The sequence below is a fragment of the Virgibacillus chiguensis genome (assembly GCF_900129865.1).
Taxonomy (GTDB): Bacteria; Bacillota; Bacilli; order Bacillales; family Amphibacillaceae; genus Virgibacillus; species Virgibacillus chiguensis.
In genome coordinates, this window is sequence record NZ_FQXD01000018.1 from 1 (window position 1) to 18,903 (window position 18,903).

Here is an 18,903-nt window from a genome sequence, read left to right on the forward strand (position 1 = left end):
GATGGATAGATATTGCGTTTTAGGAGTTGCTATCATGAAATTATTGACTACAATTATATATGTGTTTTTGGTATTATACTTAGTTAATATATTTGAAATTGAAAAAGATTGGCTTTATTTATTAACTGTGGGGCCTATTGTAGTTTTTGGCGTATTATTCATTGTGCACTTATTTGATAAAAATAAATCTAGGAAGCATTAGTTGAAAACAATATATTAATGTTATGTTTTAAACCACCTCCAGTAACTATTATCGAAATAAGTTACGGGGAGGTGGTATTTTTTGTTTTCCATAAAATAACACGTACATTAGTTCTATTTTGTGATACGATAAGAACAAACGTTCTTAGTTGATGAGCGAGGCGGAAAAGGAAGTCTTTGAGTACTATAGTGAGAATGTCGATGAATATAGAGAAATGTTAGAAGATGAATCACAAGCAAATAAAGTTGCTCCTAAAATAGATTCTTTAACTGGCTTAACAGAATTAGTGAAACCTACTGAATTAATTGTAAGAAGAGTAAGGAAGAATGGAAAGAGAAGATTGGGGTTATTGTGCGATGTGTCTTGGGATATTGAGGATGGATTGGGTATAAAAATTGAAGATGAAGTTGTAGAAGAAGTAGGATATCAAGATATAGTTCTATAAACTTACAGAAAAATAAGTGGCAAAAAATAAAAGATAGCACTTCTGGATTATTTGATCTGCGCCCTGTCAAGTAGACAGTGAAAAAATAAAAAATTATGCCACAGTCTGGCGCCGGTATTCTAATGGTGCTAGGCTGTTTAATCTCTTTTGGTATCGTTCCTCATTATAAAATGTAATATACTTATCAATATCTTTTTCTAGCTCCTCAAAGTTCTTGTAATTCTTTAAGTCATAGCTTTCACATTTAAAATGACCAAAGAAGCTTTCAATTGGTGCGTTATCAATACAATTACCTACACGTGACATACTGCGTTTCATCCCAGCTTCTGCCGTAAGATAACGATATTCCTTTGATGTGTATTGTGAACCACGATCGCTGTGAATTAAAGGGGCTGCATCGGGATTTGCCTTTATAGCTTCTTTTAGCGTGTTCATAACCAAAGGATTGTCATTATAGCGCCCAACCTGATAGGCGACAATCGAACCGTCATAAAGATCTTTAATAGCACTTAAATAAGCCTTGTTACCAAAGCCATACGTCATATGCGTAATATCCGTTACCCACTTCTCATTCGCATTCTCCCCAGTAAATTCACGATTCAAAATGTTTTCTTCAATATTGATATAGCTTGTCTTTGTGGAATAGCCATTCGAGCGACGAATATGCGATTTTAAGCCCATTTGAATCATTAAGCGTCTAATTCTTTTCTCGTCATATTGTTTCTTATATTTGCGATTGATCACCATGGTTATTCGACGATAGCCGAAGTTACCGTTATACTTTCTGAATTCCTCTTTCACTTTTTTCATGAGCCACTCATTTTCCCTTTGTCCTTCTGTAGGTTCATGTTTCAACCATTTATAGTATCCAGATCGGGATACATCTAAAATTTCACAGAGTAATAGAATGGGTATTGTTGTCTCCTTGTGATAGTCATGAATCGCTTGAAATTTAGCTAGATGTTTACCTAGTCGCGCTGTCCCATCCCCCTTTCGATTTCCTTCAACTTTTTTAATAAGCCATTCTCCGCCTCTAAATACTGATTACGGTGTTCCAATTCTTTAATACGAAGTTGTAATTTCTCCTCTTCGGTAAAGCTAGCCTTTGTTTCTAGTGTTTTTCCACGACGATCCTGAAGACCCTGTTTCCCATCTTTTTCATATTTACGCAGCCAGCTATATACTTGTTGATAAGAAGCGTTATACTTTTTAGCCGCCTCATGATAATTGCGCTCGTTCGCAATCGTATATTGCACAATTTCAATGCGTTCTTGAAGTGTGGTTTTACGCCCTTTTGTCATGGTTTCTCTTCCTTTACTAGTAGATTTTATCTCTTTCCCACTAGTATACTGGTTTATCCATTGACGTAAAACCGAATTAGATGAAATATTAAACTTCTCACAAGTCATTCTCAGACTGCCTTCTCCATTTAGATAAAATTCAACAGCTTCCCTTTTCAGTTCGCCGGAATACTTCTTCCATGTCCTCGCTTCCTTTAAACCATCCACCCCATCTGCTTCGTATTTACGCACCCATGAGTTAATCGTAGTACGGTCAACAGCGTATTCTTTAGCAATCGTACTGACAGACGCTATCCCCTCAATCACACGTAATACCGCCTCGATTCTTTCATCTAACGTATGTTTACTTCTTCTTTTAGACATAGAAAATGCCCCCAATATCGTAGTAAAGAGTTTTTATTATTTCTCTGTCTACCATATTGGGAGCATATCAATGGATTGCGGACTAAACCTTGATAGAGATTACAATTCAGCACTCAATATCAAGAAAGAAGGTATTCGCTTATTGGCAAGCGCCTAATAAAATATAAACTCTTGGAACAAGAGGGTTAGCTTGGTCAATTTCGTCAGCTACCAAAAGTGGCGATTACCCAAGAAGCCCCCACGATTTGGGACAGTCTAAATGAGAGATTACAGACCTAAATCCCTTTGTCTATTTAACCGTCCGAGGTTGAGAGAATCTTTATCTAATTAAAAATCCACTTTATTTATAAAGTAATTCAGGTGTTCAAACAATAAAACATTTTTTGTTCACTTTATACATAGACTGAAAATTGAAAAATAGGCTATAGTTAAAAGGAAAAATTTATAGGTACCGTTACCTAATGCTTTAACTTTTTTGGGATGAAAGGTAATTCTATTAGCATTATGTAGCGCAATAATTGTATTGATGATACTAATATCTAATTGAGGTGATTTATTGAAAAAACAAGTGGATATGATTATTGTCGGTGGTGGAGTAATTGGTTCAAGCATTGCCTATCATCTCTTACAGGATGGATTTGAAGGTGAGGTTACTATTTTTGAAAAAGACAACACGTATGCATTTGCTTCCACACCTAGAAGTGCAGGCGGCTTTAGGCAACTGTTTACTACAAGTGTCAATATTCAGCTGAGCCGATACGGACTGCAAAAATACAAAACCTTTCCGGAAGATATGGCTGTGGATGGGGGGTTAGCTAATATAGACTTTAAGCAGCGAGGGTATTTATTTTTGGCTAACAAGGAAAACATAGAATCATTTAGGAAGCAGCACCAATTACAACGGAAACATGGCGTCCCTGCTGAGTTACTTATGAAGGAAGAATTGTGCTCCATTATCCCTGAGTTACATACGGATGATTTGCGAGGCGGACTTTATTGTAGTGAGGACGGTTATTTGGACCCGTATTCTGTAATGCAAGGATACGTACGAAAAGCAAAGCAACTGGGAGGAAGGTATGTATATGAGGAAGTTGATACGATTATCAAAGAAAGGGGTAGGGTGCGGGGAGTCATATTAAAAAACGGTGATAGTTATAAAGCGCCAGTCGTAATTAATTGCGCCGGTCCCTGGGCGGCAGAATTAAGTGAAAAAGCTGGTATGCCCTTACCAATTGTCCCTTTGAAACGGCAAATTATTCAATTCAACATCGCCGATCCGCTTAAAAAAGAGTTGCCGCTCACCATTGATCCAAGTGGTGTCTATTTTCGCCATGAAGGTAGTTCTTTAATTACAGGTTATTCCGAAAAAGTAAGGCCTGGCATTGAATTTAGTTGGCAGCGGTCATTTTTTGAAGAACAGCTATGGCCAGTGTTAGCGAAAAGAATAGCCAACTTTGAACGCGCTAAAATCAAACGTGGATGGGCTGGGTTATATAGCCATAATATAAAAGATCAGAACGCTATCATTGGTGAACATCCACAACTCAATGGTTATTACATGGCATGTGGATTTAGTGGTCACGGCATGCAGCAAGCTCCAGGAGTCGGAAAAGGTTTATCAGAGTTAATCCGCACTGGAAAATATGAAACGTTAGATTTAAGTCCGCTACGATTTGAACGATTTGCTAGCAATGAACTCATTGTGGAAGGGGGGATAGTGTGAATTATTCGCCACTTAGCATAGCTTGAAGTGGGAGCTTCTCATTTGTACGATGAAAGTAATCTTTTTTCTCCCTGAGCGTTACTTTGGGTAAATGTCTAACGCTCGGAGCTCGTTTATATGTGATGATCGAGACTTCTTTCGAAAGTACGTTAAAGCAAATACAAAGTGAAGTCTTTCTGCACGATAAGAAAGAACGCTACAATTTACGGTTTTTTCCACAACGCACTGTTTTAAGTCGAATTTTTTAGAAGGCAAGCAAGCGTATAATTAGGGGCTTGTGTATAATAACCTAACCGAATGAGCTACGACCGGCTCCAACACCCAGCAACTAAGCTACTTTACGAAATCACTCTAGGATAAGACGGTTCATTGCCAAGAGAAAGCCCGACTAAAAACGGGCTTGCCGCCAGTCTTCCCCTGTTTTAGCGGCATAAATTTCTTTATCTCTAGTTGATGCTTTCCACTCGCTACGTTGCTAAACGGGAGCACCAAATATTTGTTCCACTATAGGAAAGTATAAAAGTTTAAAGGTTTATAGTATAAGAAAAACTACGCCTTTCGCCATAAGGACTTGGTGACAAGCCAAGTTTTTCTAAATCTGTACTTTAAAGGAGGAAGAAAACATGTTGTTTCTAAGTGAAAAGGATATAAAACAGTCTGTGTCGATGAAAGAGGTAATAGATGCTATTGATCATGCGTATCATATCTATGAATCTGGTGAGTTTTTAGCTCCAGAACGTATGCATATAGAAGACAATGCTAATACACTTTTGTTCATGCCATGTTTCACAAGTAATGTAATCGCTACCAAACTTGTTACGGTATTCCCAAATAACCAAACATGTCCAACCATTCACGGGTTGGTTGTGCTGCATTGTAAGGAGACAGGAGAAATAAAAGCAGTTTTAAATGGTTCTTATCTAACGGGCATGCGTACCGGCGCCATAGGAGGTTCTGCGGTTAGACATCTTGCGCGTAAAGGAGACACATCGTTGGCAATTATCGGTACTGGAACACAAGCTTTCTATCAAGCCGTTGCTGCATGTACAGAACGGGAGATAAAGCACATATATCTCTATAATCGATCCCACAAAAAAATAGCGTCATTTCGCCATTCTCTCATAGAGTGGATTGGACAAGAAGTGCAAATTCACCCGGTGTCTTCAGCAGAGGAAGCTATTGCTAAAGCGGATATTGTTATAACGGCAACGACATCTAAAGAACCAGTTCTCCCAGACGATCCACACTTGTTGAAAAATAAATTATTTATTGGTATTGGCTCGTTCCAACCAACCATGAGAGAGTTCCCCACATCATTGTATCGTTTAGCGGATAAAGTATTTGTTGATACAGAGCATGCCATAACGGAATCTGGTGATTTAGCTATGCCAATTGATCAGGGGTTGATAAAACACGAGTCCATTACTTTCATGTCGCAGCATACTACAAGCGGAGTTCAGCTAAATCGAGAAAAAGCGAAAACAGTCTTATTTAAATCAACCGGAATGGCTTTGTTTGATGTAGTTGTTGCTCATTTCATGTATCAAAAGTCAATAGAAAACAATATTGGTATAAAACTGGATATGTAAAGGAAAAAATTCAACTTTGGTTGAAAGGGGGGAGAGCGAATGCAGGCTAAATCGCGATGGTTAGATCCAGGAATTATTTTAGTAGCAATATTACTTTGCTGTGTAGCGGTCGTTTTAATATGGTGGCCGACAGATACGTACTTTATGGGAATTTCCTTAGCGGGTTGGCTCATGTTTTTAAGCTATATCATGTGGTTTATATTAGCGGTCATTTATGTGGTCTGGATAGAGAAAAAAGAACGTAAGGAAAATGACGATGAAAGGAGGAAGAAGTAATGCAAATTCTTGAAGCTGTTATATTGGCTGTATATCTCATTTTAATGACGTTCATGGGCATCTATTTTGCTAAACGTGCTCACTCGTCCGAAAATGATTACTGGACAGCAGGCAAAAGTATTAATACTTTTGTTGGTGCTTTTGCCTTGTTTGCAGCATTAGCTAGCTCCAGTTCATTAATGGGCGCTGTTGGTTCAGGTGTTGCTCTCGGTGTTCCATTTCTGTTTGCCTACGGATTTGGAGCAGTCGCTATTTTACCATTTACGCTCTTTTTAGTGTCTGGACAAATTAGACGTTCAGGAGTGAATACATTACCGGAATTTTTTAAACAACGGTACGGAAGAGCAGTGCAGATTGTAGCAGTGTTTATCGTTGTCATTGGGATGACGTTTTACATGGTTCCACAGCTTACAGCATCAGGCTTCATTGGATCTTACGTATTAGGAGTGGATTATAAAACAGCTGTAATTCTTCTAGGAATTGGCTTTACCATTTATGCCGCATTAGGAGGCATGTAGGCAATAACGTATACCGATCTTATCCAAGGTTCTGTGATGCTGATCGGAATGCTTGTACTGTCATGCATTATTCTTTTCCAACATAATGGCTTTTCAACGTTAATACAAGATGCCTTAGCCGTTACACCAAATTTTGGGGATATTACACAACCATGGATGTCCTATTTTGGTTTATTTTTAGCCTTCCTATGGTTTGGCATTGTTTCACCATCAGCGGTAATGCGCAATTTTTCTTCACGTGATGCAAAAACAGCACGAAGATCGGCTATGTGGGCTTGTCTTTTATATCTATTCATTTTTATATTTGGATTTATAGTTGCTGCAGGTGGTGCTAGTCTTGGTATAGCGGATTCTCTGGACAATCAGGATATGATCTTTGTCTCTGTCATTGAGAATTATATGTCCCCTATTTTAGCTGGTATGATGCTTGCAGGTTTGCTTGCTGCTATTATGTCTTCAGCGGATGCAATGCTTTTAGCCATTTCAGCTGGTGTTGCGCACGATATTTATAAGGAGTATATCAATAAAGAAGCGTCTGAAAAAACGGTCACTAAAATCGGGTTCGTCGTTATGATTGTTGCGAGTATTATCGGTATTGTCATAGCGATAAATCCACCCCAATTAATTGCGATCATGGTGGGCTGGGTTGGCGGTTTCTTGTTATCAGCATTTGGTTTCCCACTCGTTTTAGGTATTTGGTGGAACAGAGCAAACAAAGCAGGTGCACTGGCTGGTATGCTTGGTGGTGCAGTCACATTTCTTATACTTGTCCTAACAAAACCTTTCGCATTGGTATCAGAACCAATCATTGCAGCCCCTGTATCACTCATTCTTTTAATCGTGGTTAGTTATGTTACTCAACCACCATCCGCCGAAATTCAAAACCAAGTGAATCAATACCATACAGAAAATGAAAGTAAAAAGACTGTTTGATGAGGTGTTTTTATGAATCTGAGTAAAAAAGAAATACATATTATTGGTGATAACGAATTCATTGATAATAAGCAGCTGTATTCCTATATTTATAAATCAATCCATGTAGCTACTAAGTTAAAGAAGGATGTCACCATCGCATTTTTGCAAGCGAATACAAATAATAAAGGGTTAATTTTCCACCCTATGTGGTTAGCGAAAATGTTAGTCATTGCAGATAGAAAGCCGTTTCCCCCTAAACAATCTTCCGTAAACTGCTTTATTGATGCTGTATCAGGCTATAGAGGGTTATTAACTAGCGATATGCGCATATCGAGACGTTTTGTAGATGAAAGTAAAGTAATAAGCCCAAAAATTAAAGCAGCATATGAAGTGGAAAAATATATAAAGGATGTACAAAGGACGCAAATTAACCGTTCTTATATTTTGAAAAAACCTAAACATAAAATTATTCATTATTCATTGGTGTATTTACCTTTATGGAAAATTGATATAGATAGCGACTGTGTCTCTAATCCCTTGTTTTTAAATGCAAATACTGGAGAATCTGAAAAGTATTTAAGCAGTCAATGGGAAACAAATAGGTGGTTAAAAGTAAAATAGATTAAAAATAAGTGGAGCTTTTCTATAAGGGGGGCATTTTTTTACTAGATTTTAATTAACTTGCTACTCTCGTTTGCCAAAATAATTACGATCAACTACAACGAGTGTAGAAATGTATGGTAATAATTGTGTCTTTCTAAGAAAAAGGGAGACCATTTTTTCCACTGTAGTACGTGTGGAATTTTGTAGTTTATAGTAGATGCTTGTCTAAAATAATCACATTTCACAAAAAGTCAATCTTGACATCATGCTGAATTTTCGGTTTACTTAGAATAATAGGTAAAAAGTACAACTCTTTGAAAAGGTATAAGGAAGAGATGCGTTTACTTGTTGTAGTACAAATAAAAAGAAGGGGATGCTTATGGCGCAAATTGAAGAATTTTTAAGTCAAATGAGCAGTATTATATGGGGAATACCATTACTTGTACTGCTAGTAGGTACTGGAATTTATTTAACAATTAGACTTGGTGCTTTGCAAGTGCGTTCGTTACCTTATGCGCTAAAGCTTGCATTTTCCAGAAGTCAGGATAAAGATTCAGAGGGAGATATTTCCCACTTTCAGGCATTAATGACTGCTTCGGCTGCAACGGTTGGTACAGGAAATATTGTTGGGGTAGCCACGGCGGTTGTGATGGGTGGACCTGGTGCTATCTTTTGGATGTGGTTAGCTGGATTTTTTGGCATGGCGACGAAGTATGGTGAGGCAATTTTAGCTGTAAAGTATCGTGTGAAAGATGCGAATGGAAATATGGCTGGTGGTCCAATGTATTATTTGGAACACGGATTAAAACAGAAATGGCTCGGTGTTCTGTTTGCAGTATTTGGTTCTCTTGCAGCTTTTGGGATTGGTAATGGAACACAGTCTAAAGCTATTGCAGATTTAATGCATGATACATTTTCTGTTCCGTTTTGGGTCACTGGTATTGTGCTAGTTATCTTTGCTGGTATGGTTATTTTAGGTGGTATTAAATGGATTGGACGGGTAACTGCATTTTTTGTGCCAATTATGGCATTATTTTATATTCTGGCTGGAATTATAGTTATGATAATGAATATTAATCTTGTACCAGAAGCACTTGGAACGATTTTTACATTTGCGTTTACAGGGGAGGCTGCAACGGGTGGAGCTATTGGTGCAGCGATACGATTTGGAATTGCCCGCGGTTTATTTTCCAATGAAGCAGGTTTAGGATCTGCTCCTATAGCTGCTGCAGCAGCTAAAACGGACTTACCTGGCAGACAAGCGCTCGTTTCCATGACGCAAGTTCTGATTGATACATTTATCGTTTGTTCCATTACGGGAATCACTATTGTCATGTCTGGTGATTGGCGAAATGGTTCCATTGAAGCAGGTGTGTTGACGTCTACAGCTTTTGAGACTTTACTTGGCGGAGCAGGCCCGTATATTATTACAATTGGATTATTGTTTTTTGCTACCTCGACAATTTTGGGATGGGGATATTATGGAGAAAAATGCTTCCAATACTTATTCAAAAATCCTATGGCAGTAAGAGCCTATCGTACAGTTTTCGTTCTTTTCATTTTTGTTGGTGCCACCGCTACCCTTGATGTAGTCTGGATGCTCGCCGATGTGTTGAATGGCTTAATGGCTGCACCGAACTTAATTGGTTTACTCGGTTTATCAGGGGTAATTATTTACGAAACCAAACGTTTCCAGAAAAAGGCCAAAGAAGAAAAGCAGAAAGTAGCTTCGTAGTTGCTTATCTACCAAAAAATTATTGCATACAAGTTACATTGCATTTTGTTGTTAGATAGAGGTCTAACAACAAAATGCAATTTTTTTACACTAGTTCATCGGAAACTCGCTCGCCCTTGCGCGGAAATCCGCTCATGTTCATCAGTAACTCGCTCGCCCTCGTGCGAAATTCGCTCATGCTCATCAGTAACTCGCTCGCCCTCGTGCAAAAATCGCTCATGTTCATCGGAAATTCGCTCGTCCTCGCGCGGAAATCGCTCATGCTCGTCAAAAATGCGCTCGCCCTTGCGCGGAAATCGCTCATGTTCATCAAAAACTCGCTCGCCCTCGTGCGAAATCCGCTCATGCTCGTCAGTAACTCGCTCTCCCTCGTGCGAAATCCGCTCATGCTCGTCAGTAACTCGCTCGCCCTCGCGCGGAAATCGCTCATGTTCATCAGTAACTCGCTCGCCCTTGCCGGAAATCGCTCATGTTCATCGGAAACTCGCTCGCCCTCGCGCAAAAATCGCTCATGTTCGTCAAAAATGCGCTCGCCCTCGCGCAAAATTCGCTCATGTTCATCAGTAACTCGCTCGTCCTTGCGCGGAAATCGCTCATGTTCATCAAAAACTCGCTCGCCCTCGTGAGAAATTCGCTCATGTTCATCAGTAACTCGCTCGTCCTTGCGCGGAAATCGCTCATGTTCGTCAAAAATGCGCTCACCCTCCACTCCGGCCACTTTTATTCCAATATAGGAATGTATAATTTTGTTAAATCGCTGAAGTTCAGCATAAATTCGCTTGAGTTTTATGGGAATTCGCTGAAGTTTACAAGATAGTTATTCGAAGTTCACAATGAAGTCGCTGAAGTTCACAATTATCCACGAGTGGCTGGCTACACCTTATATCAATAATAAAGCAGTAGTGTATTATAATTCTACTATTTATGAGTTTGGCTTGAAATTTGAGAGGAGATTAGATGAAAGTAGCTAAAAAGGAAGATTTTATAAATAGAAGGTGAAGAACAGGATCTCCAAGTATAGAATAGCGTGGGATAAGAAAAACTAACATCTAGTTGCATGCATGATTTTCCTTAGGAGGTCTTAGCTTATGAAAAAAGTAACGCTTGTTTTTTGGGTTACGTTAGCGATTACTGCTGCGTTGTCTGTATTGGGAGCAGTCCTGCCAGATAAGTTTGAACAAATTTCAAGCATGGTTATGCGCTTTATATCGAATCATTTTGGGTGGTACTATTTATTAATTGTAACACTGTTTGTGGTGTTTTGCGTTTACCTTGTGTTTAGTAAATATGGAAAAATAACGCTTGGTAAAGTTGGTGAAAAACCGGAATTCAGTTATCTGTCTTGGTTCGCCATGCTTTTTAGTGCGGGAATGGGGATTGGGCTTGTGTTTTATGGTGTTGCCTCACCTGTTTCTCATTATATGAAAACTCCCCCGATGGCAGAGCCTGGTACTAGAGAGGCTTTTGAAGATGCGCTTCGTGTTACTTTTTTTCACTATGGTATTCATGCATGGGCAATTTATGCATTAATTGGTTTAGTGCTCGCTTACTTTATGTTTCGTCATGAAAAGCCAGGGTTAATAAGTTCGTCGCTGGAATCGTTGTTTGGTGATAAAATGACAGGGCCTTTAGGAAAAACGGTGGATATAATTGCTGTTTTTGCTACGGTTGTGGGAGTAGCTACGACACTTGGGTTTGGTGCTACGCAAATCAATGGTGGTATTGCTTATTTATTCGATATCCCAATTTCATTTTCGGTGCAATTTATAATTATTTTGATTGTGACTGTTTTATTTATGATATCCACGTATACTGGCTTAAGTAAAGGGATACGTTACTTAAGTAATGCGAATATGGGATTGGGAGCAGTACTGTTTTTGGCAACTTTAATTCTTGGACCGACATTATATATTTTTAATTCGTTTACAGACACGATTGGCTTATATATACAGCAATTGCCTTCTGAAAGTTTTCGTCTATCTCCGCATAATGAAGAAGAGCGAGCATGGGTTATGAACTGGACGGTATTTTTTTGGGCATGGTGGATTGCTTGGGCGCCATTTGTTGGAATCTTTATTGCTAGAGTATCTAGAGGGCGAACCATTAGAGAGTTTGTGTCAGGTGTGTTAATTGTACCTTCAGTAGTCGGCTTTCTTTGGTTTTCAGCATTCGGTGTCTCAGGGATGGATGCACAGAATAAGGGTGCTAATATAGCAGCACTTCCGGATGAACAAGCTTTATTTGGGTTGTTTGACCAAATGCCTTTAAGTATGATTTTGTCATTACTCGGCATTTTGCTTATTAGCACCTTTTTTATTACGTCTGCTGATTCCGCAACCTTTGTTTTAGCGATGCAGACAACGAATGGATCGATGACACCACCGACAGCAGTAAAGTTTGCTTGGGGAATTGCACAATCTTCTATAGCTGCTGTATTGTTATATACGGGTGGTTTACAAGCATTGCAGAATGCACTTATTTCCGCCGCCTTGCCATTTTCGTTTATTATGCTATTGATGATTGTTTCTTTTTATAAAGCACTAAGGAAAGACAAAGGAAGAAATCAGTAGAAAAAATTTTATTCTAAAAAACTTCGCTATCACCATGATGATGACCAACGTTTCATTTATAAAATATTTTCCTATAGTAGAATAAGCCTGCTTGTAGTCATAAAACAAGCAGGCTATTCCTCCCTTTATCGAAACAAATCTAAAAAGCGTTCCCAGATGCCTTTTTCTTCTTCTGTTTGTTCAGGTGCTTCTTGCTCTGGGATTTCAATGCTTTCTGTTTGCAGGACAAACTGTACGACTTCTACCTGTTCATTTTTGTCGGAAATGAAAGAGCTTGGTTTGTAGTCGGAGTTATCATATTCTTCCATCATTTCCTCGGTTTCTTGTTCGATTTGACCTGGTAAATTACTCGTAGCTTCTCGTAGCTCTTTTGTACCGGCATATAAATCACCGATGCCATTACTTGTGCTTCTCGTTCCTTTTGCTAACTCTTGTATACCGGTATCCAAATCTTGATAGGAAGTAGCTAATTCCTCTACGCCATTTGTGTAGTCCACTAATCCATTATGAAATGTTTCGTATTCATCATTAAATGTTGCAACCCCTTCTTGAATTTGCTCCATCATGTCCAGTTGATTCATGGACTTCAATGTTTGCTCCATCTCCGTAGCCATTTGCTTTAAGTTTTTTGCCATCTCCGTTGTTGCGCTAGAGGATTGTTCCAATGCTACAGTTACGCCGTCGAATGCACTTGTTACTTGGTTATAGGTTTCTTTAGCGACGTTTGCTGCCCGATACGTATTTATTAATTGGTCAATAACCTCTTGGTCGGCGTTGCTATTTTTTAATTCGTTTATTTGCGCTTCAGTAATTCCATCGGACGGAATGGCATGCATTGCTTTATCTAATTGACCTTTTGCTTGATGATAATTCTGTTTCAGATTATCCGTAGCTTTTGTCGATTCTTCCAATCCATTTGCAATTTCTCGTAAATGGGCTGGTAACGCTTGAATAGCGCTGAGATCTATATTACTCGTACTTTGTTGTACCGTTTGGTTCATGGTGTGTAATGCCTCTTTAATAGATGCAGAACCGCTTACTAATTCATCAGATGACTGGTTTAATTCATTTATGCCGTTTTTGTAATCTGTGGAACCATCACGAATTCCTTGTGCACCTTTATTTAGCTCCGAAACGCCTGTTTTTAAATCACCAACACCTGCATGTATGTCACGTATTGCATGTGCTAGTTCCTGCATTTCCCCAGTGACACCACTTGTATCAGGGCTCTCGATGGACATGGAATAGGGTGCTGCATTTATTTCGATGGGATCCATTTCAAACTCAGACACGTCGGTTGAAATAATAAAATCTTCTTCCTGTTCTGGCATGACGGTAAAATTGACTTGTTTATTTTCACCTGCATTTGCTTTTGTTCCTTCTGGAGCTTGAATATTATCAAACTTTGTTGGATCTAGCGTTACGGCAATTTGTAATAAATAATTGTTAAAAAATTCTGGATCTACGTCCTCATTCCTGGAAGTGGAAATTTGTATTTCTAGCGCACCACTTTTACCTGCTAATTCCTCGGCGTGTATTTCCTTACCATCCAGGATATAGGTGATCGAAATATCCCAAGGAAGTGGTTTGTTTGGCATATTTCCTTGGTAATAAAATTCCTTCTCTTCCTCGGCTTGAAATTGGATTTTGTTGCCGTTTTTATCTATATCTAGTAAGTTTGTCAAGTTACGGACAGAACTGTACGCTCCATAATCAATTATTTTGCCGGGCTTCGTTACTTGAAATGTATTGACAACATACATTTCTTCCAGTTGCCCATTGGCTCGCATATTACCGTAAATGACTTCATCTTTTGTCTCGTATTCGCCTTTGTCTGTAGAACTTTTTGATTCTTTTTCTGCTGGATCATCATTTGCTAAAACGGCAGAAGGAAGAAACGCCACTACAAGCATAAAAATGAACAGCAGTAGACTTATTTTCTTCACAATTGGAAAGGTAGAAGTCAAGCCATGGGTTTTACCATTAGTCTTCGACGATAAACCAGCTTTTTTTAATAGGCGCATCGTATCACTCCCCTTTGTAAAAGTTTGCTTTCCATGTTGTTTTTTCAATAACGCGGTCTAGTAGGCTTAGCAGTGCAGGTAATACTAACACGACCATGATGAATGCGAGCAACGCACCTCTTCCTAATAAAAGTCCGATAGAAGCAACAATTTGGTTGGACGAGGTCAGCCATAGAATAAATCCTACACTAGATAAAATCGAAGCAGATACACCGATGGAAAATATTTTCTCATCTATTGTTTTCTTCATGGCTGGTAATGTATGCATTTCTTTGCGATTTTCTTTATACGCTTCTGTTAAAAGAATAGCATAGTCTACTGTCGCTGCGAGTTGTACGGTACTGATAATCAAATATCCCACATAAACGAGTGGCGTATTTGTGAAATAGGGAATTGATAAATTGATCCAGACAGCTGATTGAATTGTGACTAATAAAACAACCGGAAAAGAGAGCGACCGGAAAGTAATGAGTAGCACAATAGCAATGGCTATTACAGTTAACAGGTTAACCACTGTATTATCCTTTTTAACTACGTGCTTCATATCATATAAGGTGACGCTTTCCCCTAATATGTGGTAATCGTCTTCATAGTAATCCGAGGTAAGTGATTGAATTTCATTAATAAAACTAAACGTTGCCTCCCCTTCCGTATCTACGGTCGTATTAACGATGATTCGACTGTAATTCTCAGAAAAGAATGGTTCTGTTACGGATTCACCTAAGTAGTCAGGGGGTATTGCCGGGCCAATCGCATCCACATAAGATACAGTGCTTTTTACCTCTGGAAAATTTTTCAGTTCTTGCACAAAATGCTCTTCTTTTGCGATATCGCCTTTTGGAAGTAGTAAAACCATCGGTGTATGTTTTCCAAATACTTCTTCAATAGCTGCTTCGTCGTTATATGCTCTTGACGCTTCAGGTTGTTCGCCAATGCCATATAAAAAATTGGTTTGGCTTTGACCTAAGAAGGCTGGCACAATGAAGATTAATAAAACAATTAGTGCTGGTACACGAAATTTGATTAATGTTTTTTCAACATTTCGTATACTTGGTAGTAATTGTTTGTGCTCGGTTTTATCAATCCAATGGTAGAACATCAACGTTAAAGCAGGGAGAAATACCATAACACTAATAAAGCTAAGGGCAATTCCTTTCACCAAATTAAGACCTAGATCTGCTCCAATTTCGAAGTCCATAAAGGTTAAGGCGATAAAGCCAAAAAATGTAGTGGAAGCACTCGCTGCAATTGCTGGGAACGAGCGTTTCATCGCCAGTTTCATAGCTTGAGCCGGTGTGTCTGTTTGCTTACGATAATCCCCAAAGCTATGCAGTAAAAATATCGCATAATCAAGCGAAACCGCTAACTGCAATATAGGGGCAACGGATTGGGTGATAAAAGATATTTCCCCAATAAATATATTGGTTCCTAAGTTAATAATGACAGAAACGCCGATTGCGGTTAGGAAAAAAACGGGTTCTGCCCAGGATCTTGTCGATAGAATAAGAATAATGATAATAATTGGTATGAGTAATGCGGCCGCATACATTGTTTCTTTCCCCGTCATTTTTTGTGAGGTTGCTGTATCCAAGGCTTCTCCAGCCATAGCATTCTCTTTCCCAATTAATTCATAAATTTCATCGGTCGTTTCCACTTCTTTTCCTTCTTCAATATGGAAAGAAAATAACGCATTTCCATCTGTATAATAGGAATCAACCGTATCTTTATCCGCCATTTCAATCGGTGTTTTCGTATCAATTGCATCATCTAGCCACGTAACTTCGGAAACACCATCTATTGCTTTTAAATCTTGCTTGAATTCGAAGGCTTCTTGAATTTCTATATCCTTCATCATGACGCGTGTATTAGCTACAGCACCATCAAATTCTTCTTCCATTGTTTCCATGGCAATGGTTGAAGGGGAGTCTTTTGGCAGATAATCAACCATGCTATAATTTATGGAAACTGTAAATTGTGCAAGTGCACTCATGATAGCTAGTGTAATAAACGTGATAACGACGGCTTTTTTATGTCTGATAATTTTTGTTATCCAATCAATCGGTGTTCACCATCCCTTGCGTATATAATTGAAAGCCTCTATTATTATATTATACACACTGTTGGTTAAACAACAAACAGTTTACTAACTTGTACGGGAAATCCATCATTTTTCACTATAGGAAAGCAGAAAACTTTTACGCTTTAGCGTATAAGCAAAACGACGTCGTTTTATCCCAATCAAAATTGACGAAAGGATAAGTATGTCTAATGGTATAGGTGAGTATGAAGTCTTTTGGTATACATAGTAATAATTGGGCATCCAGTCCGACTCCATCACTCACCAACGAGGCGACGTCATTTCATTGTCCTATGATCGTTCGTGCCATCTGTATCTCCGTTAATTTGTTCCACTATCTACTGATAAACGGATGCCCGTGCTTTGTTCTCAGTAAATTTTTGTACTATATAAAAGGTTTTACGGTTTATAGTATAATTAAAATTGCAGCATTAAACTTAACGAAAAGCCAAGTATTCTAAAAGAAAGTGTGACATTGTATGATTGAAAAAGTGGACCGTCGAATAAAGTATACAAGAATGGTGTTGAAGGATAGCTTAATTACATTGTTAAAAACAAAGCATCTTTCAGCAATTACAGTAAAGGAACTTTGTAAGCATGCAGATGTTAATCGTTCTACGTTTTATGCGCATTACAAAGATCCATATGATTTATTGATGAATATAGAAGAAGAAATTATAAAAGGTTTGAATACGTATTTGAACGAGCAAAATTTTGCTGAAAGACAGAAGGCCTTACAAACAACGGAGAAGTTGTTAGAGTATGTCGCGACAAATTATAAGATTTGTCATACACTTCTGAATGAAAGTGAGAATACATCGTTTGAAAGCAAATTAATGAATGTGGCAAGAAACTTCCTAATAAAAAATTGGTTGACCGAAAATAAAATGGGGAAATCCAAATCAGAATATATTAGCACCTTCATCGTTAGTGGTAGTATTCATGTAATAAAACATTGGTTAGTGAATAACATGGATAAGCCGCCCCAGCAGATTGCTGAAATTATTAATAACATTGCTAATAATGGAACCAGAGGGATAGAAGGAAGTGGATGAACAGAAGTGAAAAAATAATTATGAACGAAATGACGTATTGGAAAAATTTAATGATTGAAAGCAACCAAACCATCGCATTTTTCGGCTAGCTATTGCGATGGTTTTTTTATAGTCTAGGAAATTATAACATTTTGCAGCTGTCGATAAACTAACTAATTATATAGCCACGCCCGGCTCCAGCGCCCAGCAACTAGGCGACTTCACTCCATTGCCTTAAGCTAAGTCATCATCTGTTCGTTCTAAATAGGAAGGCCGCCTAAAGACTGGCTTACGGGAGGGCGCCGGCATACTCCTGTTGCAGGAGCGTGATTCCTAAAACTTTCGTTGATTCGTTTCACTCTCTACGTTGCTAAAAGAATACTTGCGCCTTGTCCTAGGATAAGATGACGAGTTAAGTACCAATATCCATTCCGACGGTGAATGTTCTTGAATGAAGAAGTCACTATTATACGAAGGTAGATTGTTGTAGTTTTCTAGTCGTTTGGAATTCTAATACGATTACTTGCTTTTAATTTTTGGTTAAATTGATAGTGTGTGCTAAAAAAACTCATATGCTGTACAATATTATCCATCAGAGGAATGTATTACTCTGATGGATAATTATGGTTTGGAGGTTTAAAAGAACACTGCTCGTGATGCTTGCTGCCCAGGAATTGTTTCAACGGTTTTTGGTAATGGATTTCCAGGTAACGGTTGGTTGGTAATCGTGGTATTGGATAAAATACCGAGTGAACCACTTAACCGCACATCCCCATCCAACAATACTTTATCATCTATGATTGTAATCGGTATACCATATTTTTGCTTCATGATGTTAGCAATGGTATCTCCGTTGCTATTCTGTTGAGTTAACGTTGCTGTTATTCTCTGGCCTGAAAACAGCTTGGTAAATCTCAATGTACCTTCTAAAGATTGTGCAAAAGTAACTACTTGATCAAAATCGCCGAGAGTGATATCAAATTCAATAATAGTTCTTGTTCGTGGTGGAACAATTACTGGTATTTCCTCTCTCCAGGTAATTGTTTCTGTCGTTTCTTGTGTCTTTTCGGTTGAAGTATTATATTTAAAACTTGTAGAAATCGTGGTATCTAGTTGCGTAAATACAACGTCTATATTTGCTTTGACATCAATCTGTACACCATACTCAAATCCTTCCGTTGTCTTCGTACTAAAAGTATTTTCTGTTTTCCTTTCAAATACAACAATTTGTTGCTGTGTAGGGCGATCCGTTGTATTGGTTATTTCTTTCTTGGCAATGATAGTTCTTCCTGGTTTAGTTGAAATAATTCGATTATCTGGTAAATCAAGCTGTGCCTCTGTTAATATGACATTGTTCTCCAATAAGATATACAGATCCACCAATCCCCACTCCGACGCAGCTCCTATTATCGCATCATTTAAATTATAAATAGCCACCAAAAAACTCCTTTCTTTACAAACTATTCTGCAGATAAAAGAATAAAAAGAAACGTACCCTATAGAATAGCTACAGTTATTTACTTAACGT

Annotated in this window: 14 protein-coding genes and 2 pseudogenes; 11 read left to right on the forward strand and 5 right to left on the reverse strand. The window is 38.4% G+C overall.

All coding sequences use genetic code 11. The annotated features are described in order from the left end of the window. Both BUB45_RS20260 and BUB45_RS16175 read left to right on the forward strand, forming a co-directional pair. Nucleotides 1-202: hypothetical protein (locus BUB45_RS20260; protein WP_212590785.1), on the forward strand; the 202-nt coding region annotated here is incomplete at its 5' end. Nucleotides 203-353: 151 nt separating this feature from the next. Continuing rightward, nucleotides 354-647 carry a DUF6985 domain-containing protein gene (locus BUB45_RS16175; RefSeq protein ID WP_139300189.1) on the forward strand — a complete coding sequence of 98 codons (294 nt, stop codon included), beginning with the start codon at nucleotides 354-356 and terminating at the stop codon, nucleotides 645-647. Between the two features lie 93 nt (nucleotides 648-740). Here the strand turns inward: BUB45_RS16175 and BUB45_RS19410 are convergent. Next, a protein-coding gene (locus BUB45_RS19410; RefSeq protein WP_139300190.1) for an IS3 family transposase occupies nucleotides 741-2,311 on the reverse strand; the annotation gives its coding sequence in 2 pieces (ribosomal slippage) (nucleotides 741-1,648 and nucleotides 1,648-2,311; 1,572 coding nt in all). 76 nt (nucleotides 2,312-2,387) lie between these two features. Here BUB45_RS19410 and BUB45_RS16190 point away from each other — a divergent pair. The 7 genes and pseudogenes from BUB45_RS16190 to BUB45_RS16220 all read left to right on the forward strand — a co-directional run. Next, a pseudogene (locus BUB45_RS16190) lies at nucleotides 2,388-2,468 on the forward strand (RNA-guided endonuclease InsQ/TnpB family protein); the annotation flags it as partial. 399 nt (nucleotides 2,469-2,867) lie between these two features. After that, nucleotides 2,868-4,034 (forward strand): NAD(P)/FAD-dependent oxidoreductase, encoded by a 1,167-nt coding sequence (locus BUB45_RS16195; RefSeq protein ID WP_073012112.1) that lies wholly within the window; start codon nucleotides 2,868-2,870, stop codon nucleotides 4,032-4,034. A 623-nt stretch (nucleotides 4,035-4,657) separates the two neighbouring features. Continuing rightward, a complete protein-coding gene (locus BUB45_RS16200; protein ID WP_073012115.1) occupies nucleotides 4,658-5,623 on the forward strand; it encodes an ornithine cyclodeaminase family protein in 966 nt (321 codons plus the stop codon). A gap of 39 nt (nucleotides 5,624-5,662) precedes the next feature. Next, nucleotides 5,663-5,899: a hypothetical protein gene (locus BUB45_RS16205; RefSeq protein WP_073012118.1), complete on the forward strand. Its 237-nt coding sequence runs from the start codon at nucleotides 5,663-5,665 to the stop codon at nucleotides 5,897-5,899. A 53-nt stretch (nucleotides 5,900-5,952) separates the two neighbouring features. Continuing rightward, nucleotides 5,953-7,350 (forward strand): annotated as a pseudogene (locus tag BUB45_RS16210) (sodium:solute symporter family protein). Between the two features lie 12 nt (nucleotides 7,351-7,362). Continuing rightward, complete coding sequence (locus BUB45_RS16215; RefSeq protein WP_073012121.1) at nucleotides 7,363-7,953, forward strand: hypothetical protein; 591 nt, start codon at nucleotides 7,363-7,365, stop codon at nucleotides 7,951-7,953. A 361-nt stretch (nucleotides 7,954-8,314) separates the two neighbouring features. Next, nucleotides 8,315-9,670 (forward strand): alanine/glycine:cation symporter family protein, encoded by a 1,356-nt coding sequence (locus BUB45_RS16220; RefSeq protein ID WP_073012124.1) that lies wholly within the window; start codon nucleotides 8,315-8,317, stop codon nucleotides 9,668-9,670. A gap of 85 nt (nucleotides 9,671-9,755) precedes the next feature. Here BUB45_RS16220 and BUB45_RS16225 read toward each other — a convergent pair whose 3' ends face one another. Beyond that, nucleotides 9,756-10,379 carry a hypothetical protein gene (locus BUB45_RS16225; RefSeq protein WP_073012127.1) on the reverse strand — a complete coding sequence of 208 codons (624 nt, stop codon included), beginning with the start codon at nucleotides 10,377-10,379 and terminating at the stop codon, nucleotides 9,756-9,758. Between the two features lie 379 nt (nucleotides 10,380-10,758). Between BUB45_RS16225 and BUB45_RS16230 the strand changes: the two genes are divergently transcribed. Continuing rightward, nucleotides 10,759-12,240 carry a glycine betaine uptake BCCT transporter gene (locus BUB45_RS16230; RefSeq protein WP_073012130.1) on the forward strand — a complete coding sequence of 494 codons (1,482 nt, stop codon included), beginning with the start codon at nucleotides 10,759-10,761 and terminating at the stop codon, nucleotides 12,238-12,240. Nucleotides 12,241-12,365: 125 nt separating this feature from the next. On the opposite strand, the gene BUB45_RS16235 is transcribed toward BUB45_RS16230, so the two are convergent. Both BUB45_RS16235 and BUB45_RS16240 read right to left on the reverse strand, forming a co-directional pair. Then, nucleotides 12,366-14,264, reverse strand: coding sequence for a YhgE/Pip domain-containing protein (locus tag BUB45_RS16235; RefSeq protein WP_244527755.1), 1,899 nt, complete (start codon nucleotides 14,262-14,264; stop codon nucleotides 12,366-12,368). A gap of 4 nt (nucleotides 14,265-14,268) precedes the next feature. Further along, nucleotides 14,269-16,254, reverse strand: a complete 1,986-nt coding sequence (locus BUB45_RS16240; RefSeq protein ID WP_084723760.1) for an efflux RND transporter permease subunit — start codon at nucleotides 16,252-16,254, stop codon at nucleotides 14,269-14,271. A 566-nt stretch (nucleotides 16,255-16,820) separates the two neighbouring features. Here BUB45_RS16240 and BUB45_RS16245 point away from each other — a divergent pair. Continuing rightward, a complete protein-coding gene (locus BUB45_RS16245) occupies nucleotides 16,821-17,396 on the forward strand; it encodes a TetR/AcrR family transcriptional regulator (RefSeq protein WP_073012133.1) in 576 nt (191 codons plus the stop codon). Nucleotides 17,397-18,011: 615 nt separating this feature from the next. Here the strand turns inward: BUB45_RS16245 and BUB45_RS16250 are convergent. Then, nucleotides 18,012-18,812 (reverse strand): ETX/MTX2 family pore-forming toxin, encoded by an 801-nt coding sequence (locus BUB45_RS16250; protein WP_073012136.1) that lies wholly within the window; start codon nucleotides 18,810-18,812, stop codon nucleotides 18,012-18,014. Nucleotides 18,813-18,903: the final 91 nt, after the last annotated feature.